Origin of the sequence: Arthrobacter sp. B3I4, from assembly GCF_030816855.1 — a bacterium.
Lineage (GTDB): Bacteria > Actinomycetota > Actinomycetes > Actinomycetales > Micrococcaceae > Arthrobacter.
On sequence record NZ_JAUSYK010000001.1, the window covers coordinates 424051 to 438139 of the forward strand.

Consider the following 14089-nt stretch of genomic DNA (forward strand, 5'->3'; position numbering starts at 1 on the left):
GCGAGAGCTACCCGGGGAGCTGGTTGAAGACGTGCCGGCGGATCCAGGCGTGCATCGCGATCGCGGCAGCGGAAGCGGCGTTGATGGACCGGGTGGAACCGAACTGCTCGATCGACAAGGTGTCCACGGCGGCGTCATGGACCTCCGGCGTCAGGCCGGGGCCCTCCTGGCCGAACACCAGCACGCAGTCCCGGGGCAGTTCGTAGGTTTCCAGCGGAACAGAATCGGGGAAAATGTCGATCCCGATGATGGCCAGCCCCTCCCCCTGCGCCCAGCTGACGAATTCGGCCACGCTGGGGTGGTGGCGGACGTGCTGGTAACGGTCGGTGACCATGGCGCCGCGGCGGTTCCACCGGCGTCGGCCGATGATGTGGACTTCCTTGGCCAGGAACGCGTTGGCGGTGCGCACGACCGTGCCGATGTTCATGTCGTGCTGCCAGTTCTCAATCGCGATGTGGAAGGTGTGGCGCCGCGAGTCCAGCTCCGCGACGATCGCCTCGTGCTTCCAATAACGGTACTTGTCCACCACGTTGCGCCGGTCACCGTCCGCCAGCAGGTCGGGGTCCCAGTGCTCACCCTCCGGCCACGGCCCCTGCCAGGGGCCGACGCCGACCTCCGCCTGCGGCTCCGCGCCGCCGTCCGCGGCGGTTTCCATTCCGGTCTCAGTGCGGGTGGACGGTTCGCGGTGGGTCTCGGGCTCAGTCACGAGTCAACAGTAGACTGGGAGCTGTTGCGGCACACTATCGGCGGAGGGCACCATGGCGGACCAGCAAGACCACGGGACAGAGCAACGGACAGACGCCGACGACGTGCGCTCCTCATCCTCGGTGTACCGCAGCGGCCAGGAGATCGAGTGCTGGCTGACGGACATGGACGGCGTACTGGTGCACGAGAACCAGCCGATCCCGGGCGCCTCCGAGCTCATCCAGCGCTGGGTGGACACGTCCAGGCGCTTCCTGGTCCTGACGAACAACTCCATCTTCACGCCGCGGGACCTCGCCGCCCGGCTCAAGAGCTCGGGACTGGAAATCCCGGAAGAGAATATCTGGACGTCCGCGCTGGCGACGGCCCAGTTCCTCAAGGACCAGGTGCGCGGCTCCGAGTCCGGCAACCGCGCCTACACCATCGGCGAGGCGGGACTGACGACGGCGTTGCATGAGGCAGGCTTCATCCTCACCGACCAGGACCCCGACTTTGTGGTGCTCGGCGAAACCCGCACCTATTCCTTCGAGGCCATAACCATGGCCATCCGGCTGATCCTGGGCGGTGCCCGCTTCATCGCCACCAACCCGGACGCCACGGGCCCCTCCAAGGACGGCCCGATGCCGGCCACCGGTGCAATCGCCGCGCTGATCACCAAGGCAACCGGCCGGGAGCCCTACATTGTGGGCAAGCCCAACCCGATGATGTTCCGCTCAGCAATGAACCAAATCGATGCGCATTCGGAGACCACGGCCATGATCGGGGACCGGATGGACACCGACATCATCGCCGGGATGGAGGCAGGGCTGCACACGGTGCTGGTGCTTAGCGGCATCACGCACAAGGACGATATCGCCGCTTATCCGTTCCGGCCCAACCAGATCCTGAACTCCGTGGCGGACCTGAAAAACCAGATCTAAAGAACCAGGTCTAAGCACCAGATCTAAGAACGGGCTCCGGAGCACCGGCCCGGACAGGCAGCACCGCCCGCGGCCGCCCGGACCGCACCAGCAGCGCCGTCCGCTGCTAGAACGCGGTCTTCCTGCCCCCGCCCGAAGGCAGCGGGAGAAACTCGTCCTGGAGGTCCTCCACCAGGACGCGGTAGATGCCCGGGTTCCATTGCGGGCTGGCGTGCGCCGGCCGCGCGCCGTCGGTCTGCAGCGAGTCGGAGACCATGTTCGCCTTGAACCGCAGCATCCAGGTGTCCCGGGCCGTTTCGTAGCTCACGGTCTGGTCCTTTGGATTGCCGATGAAGGCCATCTTGGCGTCCCCGAGCTTGCCGACGAACCGGTTCAAGTCGAAATGGTAGATGTAGGCCGACTCGGTCTGGATCAGCACATTCGACGGGGCGATCGGCGAGAGCTGCTCCAGGGTCTGGTCCAGGATCTGGCCCCAGCTGCGTTCGTGCTTGTTGAGCACCCGTTCGCCGAGTTCGTAGCCCCCGCGCAGCACTGTCGGGAAACGGACGCCGCTCTCGTACAGGAACACCACTCCCTCGAACCAGCTCTGATCCAGGACGTCGCTCCTGCTGGATGGACTTGAGTCGAGCAGAATGAACGCCACTTTAACCCCGTGCAGTTCCAGCAGCCTGGCCGCAACCTGCACGGCCACCATGCCGCCGAAGCTGTGGCCGTAGAAGTAGAGGGTGTCGAGCTGGTGCGCGCGGACGTGTTCGATCACGGCGATCACGATCTTGTCGATTTCGAGGCCCTGGTTGGAGTAGCCGACGGCGGCCAGCTGGCCCCGCTTTGTCAGTCCGCCGCGCAGTGAGTTCAGGATCCACTGCGCCTCCTCCCAGCTCGTCTTGTACCCGGGGAAAAGGAACCAGCTGGCACGGGGAAAGTAGAGCTCGGCGTCTTCGTCGGGGACGACGAGGATCTTGTTGACCCGGCGTTCGGCCTGCACACGCCGGGTGAAGAGCATGTCCGCGGCGAGTACGGAGGCGGCGCCGGCTCCGGCGAGGAAGTTCCGGCGGGAGAACCGTTCCAGCTCCGCGGCGTGCCGGAGTACGCGGGCAGCCGCGTCTGCGGGTGGGTCCCCGTTTGATTCCGTCTTCCGCGGCACCCCTCTACCGTAACTACTGCTGATGTGCTGCAGTAAATGCGGCGCTCGCGCGGCTCCGGGCTAGGCCGTCTCGGTTTCGCGGCCGGATTCTCGCAGTGTCATCTCCACGCTGATGTCCTCGTACTGGGCCAGGAGCTCCGAGGGCTGTACAGCGCCCGGGTCATCGAGCCTGCCGAATACCAAATCACTCGCGGCCAGTAGTTCGTCGTCGGAGAAGCGGGCCAGCGGACGCGTCCCGGAAGGATCTACCGAGGCCGCGAACTCTCCGGGCAGCTCGACGGTCTGGAACACGCGGCCAAAGTCATCGGCAAAGATCTGCAGGTCCAGTGAAACACCGGCAGGGGCAGGCATCGCCCCGGCCGCCTCCAGCTCGGCTGAGTTGCCATCGATGAAGTTCAAATCGTGGCGAAGTCCAGCCAGGGCGGAGGATTCGACGAACACCGCGGAAGCGAGATCTACACGGATGTGAGAGCTAAGGCCGGCTCGGCGGATGCGCTGGATCAGCTGTATCAAGACCGCGCGCGAGCAACGGTTGAGGCTTCCCCGGACATCAATCCGGACGACATCCGAGAGGGCGTCGAGCTTGATTTGGGCGTTAAGAGATTGGTCCATAGGAACTCCAAATAATGGTGTCTATGGCCGACGGCTCAACCTTGACCAGCGTAACCGCCCGACGGTGGTGGCACAAGTCATCGGAGACTATCCGGCCGTGTGCCGTCCCGGTTCCTGGAAGTGCGTGCGGGGCGCCATTCCGCCGACAGTTTCGACCAGTGACGTGGCAATATCCCGCAGTTTCACGTTGCCGTTGCTGGACGCCTCGGTGAGAATCCGGACCGCCGCCTCCTGGCTGCACCGGTTCTGGGCCATCACGATACCCACGGCCGTGTCGATCACCGTCCGCGACTCCAACGTCGCCCGCAGGTTGGTGGCGCTGTCGGTATGCAGCGAGAAACGGACGGCCAGCCGGAGCGCCCGGGAGATCTGCCGGGTGAAGTACCGCGCCCGAGCCGCCATTTCCCCATCAAACTTGTGCGGCGCGTCCGAATACAGGTTCAGCGCAGCCTGCGCTTCTCCCTGAAGGTGGAAGGGCACGGACAGCACGGACCGCAGACCGTGCGAGGCCACCGCGCTGGCATAGTCAGGTCCCCAGCGGTTCTCTTCCAGAAGGTCGGGAACGTAAACCTCGCGTTCCTCCTGCGCGGCCGTCAGGCACGGCCCCTGCGACAGCCGGTACTGGATCTCGTCCACCTCCCGCGCGTCATCGCTGCTCCACCCGATGGTCACCGCTTTCCGGTCCCGCAGCAGAGTGATTCCGCACAGCGCGTCGTCGCCCTCACCGGCTACCTGATGCGCGGAAAAACGAGCGAGGTCGTTGAGGAACTCTTCAAAGTCGGTGCTGTCGAGGATGAGGTTCTGAACCTGGTCGACAGTGCTGATGGGTGCCGGACTCAGGTCTTCCTGGGGCGGGAGCATAGCGCATTTCTCCAACTACGGGTGCGAGACGCCGACGGGCGTCTGGAAAATCATAAAACGCCACGCAACGGCCGTCCACCGGCGTACGCTCCGGGCGAAACCTAGCTCAGGCCCAGCTCGTCCTTGCCAAAGGCGAAGAGGTAGGGGACGCCGGCTTCGGCTTCGATCTTTTCCTTGGCGCCGGTAGCGCGGTCCACGATCACCGCGACGGCCACAACATTGCCGCCTGCCTTGCGGACACCCTCGACGGCGGCGAGCGCGGAACCGCCGGTGGTGGAGGTGTCCTCCAGTACCAGGACCTTGCGGCCCTCCACCGCGGGGCCCTCGACCTGGCGGCCCATGCCGTAGGACTTCTGCGCCTTGCGGACCACGAACGCGTCCACCGTACGGCCGGCGTCGACGGCGGCGTGCATCACGGCGGTGCCGACGGGGTCTGCTCCCATGGTGAGCCCGCCGGCGCACTCAAAGTCGATTCCGGAGTCGTCCATCAGGGACAGCATGACTTGGCCGACGAGCTTGGAAGCCTCATGGTGCAGTGTGATGCGGCGCAGGTCGATGTAATAGTCGGCCTCGGCGCCGCTGGAGAGGGTGACCTTGCCGCGGACCACGGCGAGCTCCTTAATCAGTTCCAGGAGGCGGGCGCGGGCGGCAGCGGCGTCGGCTGCAAAGTTCCGGGTGGCAGTCATGGCACCCACTTTAGTGGCTGGGCGCAGTCTCCCCCGCCGAAACCCATCCGTGGCTCCATAACGGCCGTTTTGGTGCCCCAAAAGGGCCGATACGGAGCGCTCGACGGCGAAGGAAGGCTAAGGCTGCGGCTGCGGCCGGGCTGCAGGGCGCCGGGCGAACCCTGGGGCGTGCTCCGGCCGCGGCCCGAAGCCGATCAGCCTCGGCATGATGCGGCGGACCGCCGGGACCCGCCGGGCCACGAACAGCACCGCACCGGGAATCTTTGTCCGTTTGCCGGCCATGACCGGGCCAAAGACCGTCCGGTGCATGAGCCGCTGGGCGGTCTGCACGACGACGGTGGGCGGGCGCCGCCGTCGTTCGACCTTCCTGAGGTCGGCCGAAGTGACCCGGCCCCGGAGCAGAGCGGGTGCGAGGAGGTCTGCCGTTGCGACGGCGTCCTGGATGGCGAGATTGATGCCGACGCCGCCGGCCGGGGACATCGCATGGGCGGCGTCCCCGATGCACAGTAGGCCGTTGATGTGCCAAGAATGCAGCCGGTCAAGGCGCACGTCAAGCCAGTGCAAGTCGTCCAGGGCGCGGATGGCGTCAACGCGGTCGGCGAGGTCGGGGCGGAGTGCAGCGATCCGCCGTCGAAAGCCGTCGACGCCCTCTGCCCGGATCCGGGCGTCCGCACCCTTCGGTGCGAGGTAGGCGATCTGGTAGTAGTCGGTGCGGGTCAGGGCAACCAGCGCCTCGCCGGGTCCGAGTGCTGGAATCAGACCCGCGATTTCGCCTGCTTCTTCTGGGTGGCGGGGCAGCCGGAACCACCACGTGTCGAAGGGCACCGGGAAATCCGTCAGCGCCAGGCCGGCAGCGGCGCGCAGCGCGGAATGCCGCCCGTCAGTGGCCACCACCAGCTCCGCGAGCAAGTCAACGGAGGTGCCGTCGGGGCGTTTAACGTGGACGCCGCGGACCCGGCCGCCGTCGCGCACCAGCCCCGTGACGGTGTGGCGCATGAGCAGGGTGAAGCCTGGCTCCTCGGCTGCGGCGGCGGCCAGGAAGTTCAGGAAATCCCATTGCGGCATCATCGCGATGTAGTTGTAGGGCGGCCGCAGCGATTCAAAGTCGCCCAGCGTCACCGGCGGCCCGCCAGGGACCGGCAGCACGACACTCTTCAGGCGGCTTTGCGGCAGCCGGCGGAACTCCTCGCCGAGGCCCAGTTCGTCGATCAGCCGGACCGTAGAGGGGTGGACGGTGTCGCCCCGGAAGTCGCGCAGGAAGTCGGCGTGTTTTTCAAGGACGGTCACTTTGACCCCGGCGCGGGCCAGCAGCAGGCCGAGCATCATGCCTGCCGGCCCGCCGCCCACCACCAGGCAGCCTGTCTTCTCCATGGCCATACGCTACGCCGGTGCGGCGTCCGCCGGGAGGAGTTTTCCGCGCCGGTTTTTCGCCCGCGCCACGGTTTCGCACCGGGGCTGCGGGGATCCGGGGCGCACTCGTCCAGAAGTGCCGCACTTTTCCGGAAACGGGCCGCCCAGGACTGCGGCGCCGGCAACAGTTGGGCATGATTGACAGGGCTGGCTAGGCTGAGTGGCATGCGTGAACTTCAGGCAAAGATCATCGAAGAAATGGGCGTGCAGCCCCGGATCGACCCTGCCGAGGAGGTGCGCAAACGCGTTTCGTTCCTCAAGGAGTACATCAAGGCCAGCCATACCAAGGGCTTCGTCCTCGGCATCTCCGGCGGCCTCGATTCCACCCTGGCGGGTCGGCTGGCGCAGCTTGCCGTCGAGGAGCTCGACGCGGAGGGGGTGGAAGCGAACTTCGTGGCGGTGCGGCTCCCGTACGGCGTGCAGCACGACGAGGACGACGCCCAGGCGGCCCTGAACTTCATCCAGGCCAAGACGGAGTGGACGTTCAACATCGCGGCCGCGGTGGACGGCTTCGAGAATGAGTTCGAAAAGACCACCGGCGACGGCATCTCCGACTTCCATAAGGGCAACACCAAGGCCCGGACCCGCATGACTGCCCAGTACGCCCTGGCCGGCGAACACAACTACCTGGTGATCGGAACGGACCACGGAGCGGAATCGGTCACCGGGTTCTTCACGAAGTACGGCGACGGCGGCGCGGACATCCTTCCGCTGTTCGGGCTGAACAAGCGTCAGAACCGGGCCCTGCTCGCCGAGCTCGGCGCCCCCGCCCGGCTCTGGGAAAAGGTGCCCACGGCCGACCTCCTGGACGACAAGCCCGGGCGCACCGACGAGGAGGAACTTGGCCTGAGCTATGACCAGATCGATGACTACCTTGAGGGCCGCGAGATCGACGAGGCGGCAGCGAAATTGATCGAGCAGAAGTACCTCGTGACCCGGCACAAGCGCACCGTTCCGGTGTCCATTTTTGACACCTGGTGGAAAAGCCCCGGTCCAGAGGAGCCCCGGGCCGGCCTCTGAGCCCGTCCGAATGACGCCGCGGCACTTCGGAACCACTCACCCGTTCACGAGGGGCCAGGCCGACAGCAGTGCCGCGCCCGCGGGGGCACTTTGGGGTGCGAATCCAACCCCGGTCTTGGGGTGCGGCGTGTCCGCGTCAAAATGCCCCCCGGACGGCGGACGGTTCCGGCGCCCGGCCGGCCGGCCGGGTGGCCCCTAAGTTCGGGATCAGTCCCGGACTTCCACCGTCCCCACCATGCCCATGAAGTCGTGCAGGGCGCAGATGTAGTCGAACTCACCGGCCTTTGTGAAGGTCACGGTGTAACTGCTGTGCGGCGGCATAATTCCTGAGTTCAGGTCCCCTCCGCCGTAGTGCGCCGGGTCGCCGGCCGGGGCAGCGAAGTTGGCCGGCTCCTTGCCGAACGTGACGGTGTGCGGTGCGCCCATGCCGTTATTGACGAACGTGACGGACTCCCCCACCCGGACTTCGATCTTCTGCTGGACAAAGCGCATCACCATCGACGTCCCGTTATCCGTTCCGGCGATGACAGTATGCTCGTCGGCAAGGTCCCGGGCGTCGTCCCACTGCCGATAGCCATCCCGCAGGATGGCCCGTTCCTGCTTCTCCGCCTTGCGATCGTACTGCGACTGGCTGAACGGGTAATCGGTTCCCGCCGCCCGGACGTGGACCGTTCCTTTCATGGCCATGCCATGCACCAGGCAGTAGTAGGTGAAGTCCCCTTCATCCGGGAACCCAAGCGTGTACTTCCGGACCTGTGTGAACTCCGTGTCGGAGACGTTCGTCATGATCCCGGAGTTGTAGTACGAGTGCCCGTCGTAGTCCTTTCCGCCCATCTGGGTGATGTTCTCCGGCCGTCCGGGGTCGAAAGGCTGGGTGGACTCCAGGGACTGGCCCGCGGCCAAAAAGGTCACGGTATGGATTTCGGCGGAGTTGGCCCGCCAGATGACCTTATCGCCCGCGTTCACATAGATATTTTCGGGAAGGAAGGACATGCCCTGAATAGCTTGGTCCTGGGACTCGGAGCCAACCTGGACAGTCCATGTTCTGGACGAATTGCCGCCGTCGGCGGTGGCCGCTCCGCCGACGGCGACCGGCAACACCAAGGCAACGGCGAATGCGATGAAGAGGCGCAGCAAGTGCGGCGCGGAATGGATAGGTGTTTGACGAGTCATCAGACTCATTCCTTCTGAACTGGGGCTAGAGCCGGAGAACCGGCTGGGAAGGTGCGTCGCCGCCGCCACTCTCGACGGCGGTTCGCTCCGGCCTGGACAGCGTCCGCCGTGATCTTCTCTCACTCCCAGTCCCCAGCATCAAGGCGGGGAAGTATATTCGCGCCAGACACGCCACCGGACAAGGGGGCAGGCGCTCTGCGCATGCAGCCAAGGCTGCAGTTTTCATCGTGCTCCGCTGCGACCGGTTTGTCGAGGCATTTGGCCTGACTGCTGCGGCCTGGCCTGCGTCTCCGCCTGAGACTCCGGCTCAGGCTCCCTGGAGCTGCAGTGAGATCCGGTGCGCCTCGTCCATCAGCAGCCGTCCCAGTTGCTCGCGCCGGTCCTCACGGAAGCGGGGTTCGATCCCGGTCAGCGACAGCGCCCAGGCCGGGCGGCCGTGCCGGTCGAAAACGGCGGCTCCCATTCCCCAGCTGCCCTCCAGCACCAGGCCCGGGTTGACGGAGTAGCCTGCCTGCCGCGTAGCCTCCAGGTTCGCCCGGACCAGTTCTTCGGTGTGGACCGCGGCAAAGCCGCCGGCATGCTCGGACCAGCCGGCCAGCAGTTCCTCCTGCTCCGCCTCCGGCAGGAACGCCATGATGGCAGTGCCGGCGGAGGCGACGCCCAGCGGAAAGCGGACTCCCTCATGCAGGACGAAGGAGCGGACCGGAAAGCTGCCCTCCTCGCGGAGCAGGCACACTGTCTCGCCGCCGCGTCGGATCGAGAAGAAAGCGCTCTCCCCGGTCTCCTCCGCCAGCCGGCGCAGGCTGGGCCGCGCGACCTCCTCCAGCGGAAAACGGGCCGAAGCCACCGATCCCATGAGCAGGATTTCCGGCCCCAGCACCCAGTTGCCGTTAAGCGGGTCCTGGTCCAGCAGACCCTCGCGCCGCCAGCGAAGTGAGCAGGCGGTAGGCGGTAGGCCGGGTAAGCCCGGATTCACGGACCAGTTCCATGAGGGGACACCCTTCCGGCTTCCGGCCCACAATTCTGAGCAGACCCGCCACACGGCTCACCACTTGGGCCCCTTGGACCGGAACTGAGCTCATCCTTTTCCTCTAATCCTCACCTCGTTGCGCTACTAAGCATCCATAATATGGACAAACAAAAGCATACCGTCCACAGTGTAAAAAGGCTCGGCGGCGCGGAAATCACTGCCATTGACAGTGTTCCACGCCACACTCTAAGCTCCTTCTTCAGGTGCACAGTCCATAAAGTGGATCACGACAGCGGCCCCGGCCGACCGATCGTAATCCGAAAGCTCAATGAGGAGATGCGATGTCAAAGGTGAAATCGGGCGCGGCTGCCGCGCTGCAGGATGTACTGCGGGACGGCATGACGCTCGCCGTCGGCGGCTTCGGCCTCAGCGGCATCCCGGCGGACCTGATCGAGGCCGTGCGCGACTCCGGGGTCAAGGACCTCACCGTGGTGTCAAACAATATGGGCATCGACGGGAAGGGTCTGGGCGTGCTGATCGAAGCCGGCCAGGTCCGCAAGGTAATCGCTTCCTATGTCGGTGAAAACAAGCTGTTTGCAGAGCAGTACCTGGCCGGCAAACTCGAGGTTGAGTTCACCCCGCAGGGAACCCTCGCCGAGCGTCTCCGCGCCGGCGGCGCCGGCATCCCGGCCTTCTACACCAAGACCGGTGTCGGGACCCTCGTCGCCGAAGGCAAGCCGCTCGCGGAGTTCGACGGCGAAACCTACGTCCAGGAACGGGCCATCAAGGCCGACGTTTCGCTGGTCCACGCCCACACCGCCGACACCGACGGCAACCTGATCTACCGCTACACCGCCCAGAACTTCAACCCCGTCGTCGCCACCGCAGGCGCCGTCACGGTGGCCGAAGCCGAAGTCATCGTGGAGCCCGGCACACTCGACCCCAACCACATCGTCACCCCCGGCGTCTTCGTCCAGCGCCTGGTCCAGGCCAGCGACCGGGTCAAGGACATCGAACAGCGCACCGTGCGCCCGCGCGGCGAGACCGCCGACACAGCATCCGCCGTCGCCGTCTAATCACCCCCAAAGCGCTGCCCGACACACTTTTAGGAGAACCACCATGGCTTGGACCCGGAACGAAATGGCCGCAATCGCGGCGGAAGAACTCAACGACGGCGATTACGTGAATCTCGGCATCGGCATTCCCACGCTGGTTGCCAACAACCTGCGTGAGGGCGTCCGCGTCGTGCTGCAGAGCGAGAACGGCCTGCTCGGCATGGGGCCGTTCCCGTACGAGGGCGAGGAGGACGCCGATCTGATTAACGCCGGCAAGCAGACCGTCACCGTCCTGCCCGGCGGCAGCATCTTCGATTCCACAACCTCCTTCGGCATGATCCGCGGCGGCCACGTCAAAGTCGCCATCCTGGGCGCCATGCAGGTCTCCGGCGCCGGCGACCTCGCCAACTGGACCATCCCCGGCAAGATGGTCAAAGGTATGGGCGGCGCCATGGATCTGGTCGCCGGCACCCCGCGCGTCGTGGTTCTCACTGAACACAACGCCAAGGACGGCACCGCCAAGATCGTCAAGGAATGCACCCTCCCGCTCACCGGGCTCAGCTGCGTCGACCGCATCATCAGCGACCTCGCCGTGTTTGACCTGGTAAAGGTCGACGGCGGGCGCCGGCTCACCCTCACCCGGCTCGCTCCCGGCGTCACTGTCGAGGAGATCCGCGAAAAGACGGAAGCGGAGTTCGACGTCGATCCCTCCCTCGCCGAAACCGCCGCCACAGCGTCCACTCCCCTCGAAGGAGCAACAGCATGAGCCTCAAGGACCAGTTCGGCAAGGACGTCCTGCTCACCGGCTGGGGGCACAGCCGGTTCGGCAAGCTCACCGACGAGACCCTCGAGTCGCTGATTGTGCAGGTCGCTACCGAGGCGATCGGCAACGCCGGGATCGAACCGGGCCAGATCGACGAGATCTACGTCGGCCAGTTCAACTCCGGCATGATGCCGCTGGCCTTCCCGTCCTCGCTGGCGCTGCAGGTCTCGGAGCAGCTCGCCAACGTGCCATCGACCCGGGTCGAAAACGCCTGCGCCTCCGGTTCTGCGGCGTTCCAGCAGGGCACCAAGTCCCTGCTGGCCGGGACCGCCCGGACCGTCCTCGTCATCGGCGCCGAGAAGATGACCCACGCCGGGGCCGACGTCGTGGGTGCGGCCCTGCTCGGCGCGGACTACGACATGGCAGGCAAGCCCTCCAGCACCGGCTTCACCGGCCTTTTCGCCGAGGTCGCGAAGCATTATGAGAAGCGCTACGGCGCTGGCGCAGGGAATCTGTCCGATGTGCTCGGCAGCATCGCCGCGAAGAACCACCGCAACGGCGTCGACAACCCCTACGCCCAGCTCCGGAAGGACCTCGGCGAGGAGTTCTGCCAGACCGTCTCGGACAAGAACCCGATGGTCGCGGATCCGCTGCGCCGCACCGACTGCTCCCCCGTCTCCGACGGCGCCGCCGCCGTCGTGCTCAGCCTCGCCCCCACCGGAGGCGCCACCGCGCCGGTCCGGCTGGCCGGCTTCGGCCAGGCCAACGATTTCTTCCCCGCCGACCGTCGGGACCCCACCGCCTTCGCCGCGACCCGCGTCTCCTGGCAGCGCGCCCTGGGTATGGCCGGCGTCGGACTGGAGGATCTGGACTTCGCCGAGGTACACGACTGCTTCACCATCGCCGAACTGCTGATGTACGAGGCCATCGGCCTGACTGAACCGGGCCAAGGCGCCCGCGCCATCAAGGAAGGCTGGGTCTTCAAGGACGGCAAGCTGCCGGTCAACGTTTCCGGCGGGCTCAAGGCCAAGGGCCACCCGGTGGGCGCCACCGGCGTCTCCCAGCACGTCATCGCCGCCATGCAGCTCACCGGCACGGCCGGCGACATGCAACTGGCCACAGCGCGCCGGGCCGCGGTGCAGAACATGGGCGGCGTCGGCATCGCGAACTATGTCAGCGTGCTTGAAGCCGTCTGAGTGCCCGCCCGTGGAGCCGGTGCTTCAGGGCCACCGGGGGCTCAGGACTAGACTCGGTTCGACCCCATCCAGCCCCACGCGAGGAGCCCCCATGCGCGCCACCATCATCCACGGCCCCGGTGATATCCGGGTCGAAGACCGCGACTACCCCACCATCTTGCAGCCCACGGACGCCGTTGTGAAGGTCACCGCCTCCTGCGTCTGCGGCTCCGACCTCTGGCCCTACCGCGGGGTGCGGCCCACCCATGAGCCGCGCGCAATCGGGCACGAGTTCATCGGCCTGGTCGAAAGTATCGGCGACGCCGTTACGGACCTTGCGGTGGGCGATCTGGTGATCGCGCCGTTCGTCGTCAGCTGTGGAAACTGCCCGCAGTGCCTCACGGCGTCACCGTCGCCTGCGACCACCTGGCCGGCTGGGGCGGCAAGGACGACACCGGACTGCCGATCGAGGGCGGTCAGGGCCAGGCGGTCCGAGTGCCGCTGGCGGACGCGACCCTGGTTAAGGTGCCGGGCGTGACCGAGCCTGACGACGCGCTGCGCGCCAGCCTGTTGACCCTCTCCGATGTCATGGCCACCGGCCACCACGCCGCCCTTGCTGCGAAAGTAGGTCCCGGCCGGACCGTCGTCGTGGTGGGCGACGGCGCCGTCGGCCTGTGCGGTGTCCTGGCCGCCAAGCGGCTGGGTGCTGAGCGCATCATCGCCATGTCCCGGCACGCCGACCGGCAGGCCTTCGCGCGGGAGTTTGGCGCGACGGACATTGTGGTCGAACGCGGCGAGGACGGCGTCGCAAAGGTCCGCGAACTGCTCGGCGGGGTCCTGGCCGATTCCGTGCTGGAATGCGTCGGCACCAAGGAGTCCATGGAGCAGGCGCTGCACAGCGTCCGGCCCGGCGGCGCCCTTGGCTTTGTCGGTGTGCCGACCGGCGGGGGCGAAGTTCCCCTTCGCTACCTCTTCGACACCAACATCACCATCGGCGGCGGCATGGCCCCGGCACGCACCTACATTCCGGAACTGCTCGCTGACGTGCTGGACGGCAGCATCAATCCGGGACGGGTCTTCGACGTCGTGATGCCGCTAGAGGAGGCGCCCGAGGCGTACCGGGCGATGGATGAACGGCGCGCCATCAAGGTCCTCCTGACCCCCTAGCCCGGCCGGTCGGCCGACGCCCGCCCACCGCTTCGGGACGCTCTTGCACTGCCGGGACAGCGGGTCTAGCGTGAGGCGCATCAGCACCCGCAGCCGTCAAGGAGCCGTCATGGCCAGGTTTGTGCAGATCATCGAATTCCAGTCCTCCCGCCCCGAGGAAATCGAAGCGCTCGGCAGACCCTCCCGGGCGGAGGGAGGAACCCCGCCGACCTTCCGGCGGCTTGTAGCCACCGCGGACCGCGACCGGCCGGGGACGTACCTCACCATCGTCGAATTCGACTCCTATGACTCGGCGATGGAGAATTCCAGCCGTCCGGAGACTTCCGAATTCGCGGCCCGGATGGCGGCGCTGTGCGACTCCCCTCCGGTGTTCCGCAACCTGGACGTCCTATGGGAGGACGCCGGCGACACAGCGACCGCCTAGGCGGTCG

13 protein-coding genes and 2 pseudogenes are annotated in these 14089 nt (G+C 66.5%); 7 read left to right on the forward strand and 8 right to left on the reverse strand.

Features of this window, described 5'->3' with window-relative positions; translation table 11 throughout:
* Positions 1–7: 7 nt before the first annotated feature.
* Positions 8–655, reverse strand: a complete 648-nt coding sequence (locus tag QFZ61_RS01980) for a TrmH family RNA methyltransferase (RefSeq protein ID WP_307037951.1) — start codon at positions 653–655, stop codon at positions 8–10.
* A 103-nt stretch (positions 656–758) separates the two neighbouring features.
* Between QFZ61_RS01980 and QFZ61_RS01985 the strand changes: the two genes are divergently transcribed.
* Positions 759–1622, forward strand: coding sequence for an HAD-IIA family hydrolase (locus QFZ61_RS01985; RefSeq protein WP_307032833.1), 864 nt, complete (start codon positions 759–761; stop codon positions 1620–1622).
* A gap of 106 nt (positions 1623–1728) precedes the next feature.
* Here the strand turns inward: QFZ61_RS01985 and QFZ61_RS01990 are convergent, their stop codons facing one another.
* From QFZ61_RS01990 to QFZ61_RS02010, 5 genes are all read right to left on the reverse strand, one after another.
* Positions 1729–2766, reverse strand: coding sequence for a thioesterase domain-containing protein (locus tag QFZ61_RS01990; RefSeq protein ID WP_307032835.1), 1038 nt, complete (start codon positions 2764–2766; stop codon positions 1729–1731).
* Between the two features lie 60 nt (positions 2767–2826).
* Complete coding sequence (locus QFZ61_RS01995; RefSeq protein WP_307032837.1) at positions 2827–3378, reverse strand: hypothetical protein; 552 nt, start codon at positions 3376–3378, stop codon at positions 2827–2829.
* An 87-nt stretch (positions 3379–3465) separates the two neighbouring features.
* Positions 3466–4239, reverse strand: a complete 774-nt coding sequence (locus QFZ61_RS02000) for a GAF and ANTAR domain-containing protein (RefSeq protein ID WP_307032839.1) — start codon at positions 4237–4239, stop codon at positions 3466–3468.
* Positions 4240–4340: 101 nt separating this feature from the next.
* Complete coding sequence (gene pyrE, locus QFZ61_RS02005) at positions 4341–4925, reverse strand: orotate phosphoribosyltransferase (RefSeq protein ID WP_307032841.1); 585 nt, start codon at positions 4923–4925, stop codon at positions 4341–4343.
* Between the two features lie 117 nt (positions 4926–5042).
* Positions 5043–6296: an FAD-dependent oxidoreductase gene (locus QFZ61_RS02010; protein ID WP_307032842.1), complete on the reverse strand. Its 1254-nt coding sequence runs from the start codon at positions 6294–6296 to the stop codon at positions 5043–5045.
* A gap of 204 nt (positions 6297–6500) precedes the next feature.
* On the opposite strand from QFZ61_RS02010, the gene nadE reads away from it, so the two are divergent.
* Positions 6501–7355: an ammonia-dependent NAD(+) synthetase gene (gene nadE / locus QFZ61_RS02015; RefSeq protein WP_307032845.1), complete on the forward strand. Its 855-nt coding sequence runs from the start codon at positions 6501–6503 to the stop codon at positions 7353–7355.
* 207 nt (positions 7356–7562) lie between these two features.
* Here nadE and QFZ61_RS02020 read toward each other — a convergent pair whose 3' ends face one another.
* Both QFZ61_RS02020 and QFZ61_RS02025 read right to left on the reverse strand, forming a co-directional pair.
* On the reverse strand, positions 7563–8528 hold the full coding sequence (locus QFZ61_RS02020; protein ID WP_307032847.1) for a plastocyanin/azurin family copper-binding protein: 966 nt from the start codon (positions 8526–8528) through the stop codon (positions 7563–7565).
* A 307-nt stretch (positions 8529–8835) separates the two neighbouring features.
* Positions 8836–9610 (reverse strand): annotated as a pseudogene (locus QFZ61_RS02025) (IclR family transcriptional regulator).
* Positions 9611–9839: 229 nt separating this feature from the next.
* Between QFZ61_RS02025 and QFZ61_RS02030 the strand changes: the two are divergent.
* The 5 genes and pseudogenes from QFZ61_RS02030 (at position 9840) to QFZ61_RS02050 (ending at position 14082) form a co-directional block, all read left to right on the forward strand.
* Positions 9840–10574: a CoA transferase subunit A gene (locus QFZ61_RS02030; protein WP_307032849.1), complete on the forward strand. Its 735-nt coding sequence runs from the start codon at positions 9840–9842 to the stop codon at positions 10572–10574.
* A gap of 43 nt (positions 10575–10617) precedes the next feature.
* Positions 10618–11319 carry a CoA transferase subunit B gene (locus QFZ61_RS02035; protein WP_307032850.1) on the forward strand — a complete coding sequence of 234 codons (702 nt, stop codon included), beginning with the start codon at positions 10618–10620 and terminating at the stop codon, positions 11317–11319.
* Entirely contained in the window at positions 11316–12512 is a 1197-nt protein-coding gene (locus QFZ61_RS02040) for an acetyl-CoA acetyltransferase (RefSeq protein ID WP_307032852.1), read from the forward strand. Before QFZ61_RS02035 ends, QFZ61_RS02040 begins: the two co-directional genes overlap by 4 nt.
* Positions 12513–12603: 91 nt before the next feature.
* Positions 12604–13658: pseudogene (locus tag QFZ61_RS02045) on the forward strand (zinc-dependent alcohol dehydrogenase family protein).
* A gap of 109 nt (positions 13659–13767) precedes the next feature.
* Positions 13768–14082 (forward strand): hypothetical protein, encoded by a 315-nt coding sequence (locus tag QFZ61_RS02050; protein ID WP_307032854.1) that lies wholly within the window; start codon positions 13768–13770, stop codon positions 14080–14082.
* Positions 14083–14089 lie beyond the last annotated feature (7 nt).

Excerpts from the sequence above, each read along its gene's own strand:
- QFZ61_RS02030 (WP_307032849.1), top strand. The coding sequence starts at position 9,840 with ATGTCAAAGGTGAAATCGGGCGCGGCTGCCGCGCTGCAGGATGTACTG.
- QFZ61_RS02040 (WP_307032852.1), top strand. The coding sequence starts at position 11,316 with ATGAGCCTCAAGGACCAGTTCGGCAAGGACGTCCTGCTCACCGGCTGG.
- QFZ61_RS01995 (WP_307032837.1), bottom strand. The coding sequence starts at position 3,378 with ATGGACCAATCTCTTAACGCCCAAATCAAGCTCGACGCCCTCTCGGAT.
- nadE (WP_307032845.1), top strand. The coding sequence starts at position 6,501 with ATGCGTGAACTTCAGGCAAAGATCATCGAAGAAATGGGCGTGCAGCCC.
- QFZ61_RS02035 (WP_307032850.1), top strand. The coding sequence starts at position 10,618 with ATGGCTTGGACCCGGAACGAAATGGCCGCAATCGCGGCGGAAGAACTC.
- QFZ61_RS02010 (WP_307032842.1), bottom strand. The coding sequence starts at position 6,296 with ATGGAGAAGACAGGCTGCCTGGTGGTGGGCGGCGGGCCGGCAGGCATG.
- pyrE (WP_307032841.1), bottom strand. The coding sequence starts at position 4,925 with ATGACTGCCACCCGGAACTTTGCAGCCGACGCCGCTGCCGCCCGCGCC.
- QFZ61_RS02020 (WP_307032847.1), bottom strand. The coding sequence starts at position 8,528 with ATGACTCGTCAAACACCTATCCATTCCGCGCCGCACTTGCTGCGCCTC.
- QFZ61_RS02000 (WP_307032839.1), bottom strand. The coding sequence starts at position 4,239 with ATGCTCCCGCCCCAGGAAGACCTGAGTCCGGCACCCATCAGCACTGTC.
- QFZ61_RS01985 (WP_307032833.1), top strand. The coding sequence starts at position 759 with ATGGCGGACCAGCAAGACCACGGGACAGAGCAACGGACAGACGCCGAC.
- QFZ61_RS02050 (WP_307032854.1), top strand. The coding sequence starts at position 13,768 with ATGGCCAGGTTTGTGCAGATCATCGAATTCCAGTCCTCCCGCCCCGAG.
- QFZ61_RS01980 (WP_307037951.1), bottom strand. The coding sequence starts at position 655 with ATGGAAACCGCCGCGGACGGCGGCGCGGAGCCGCAGGCGGAGGTCGGC.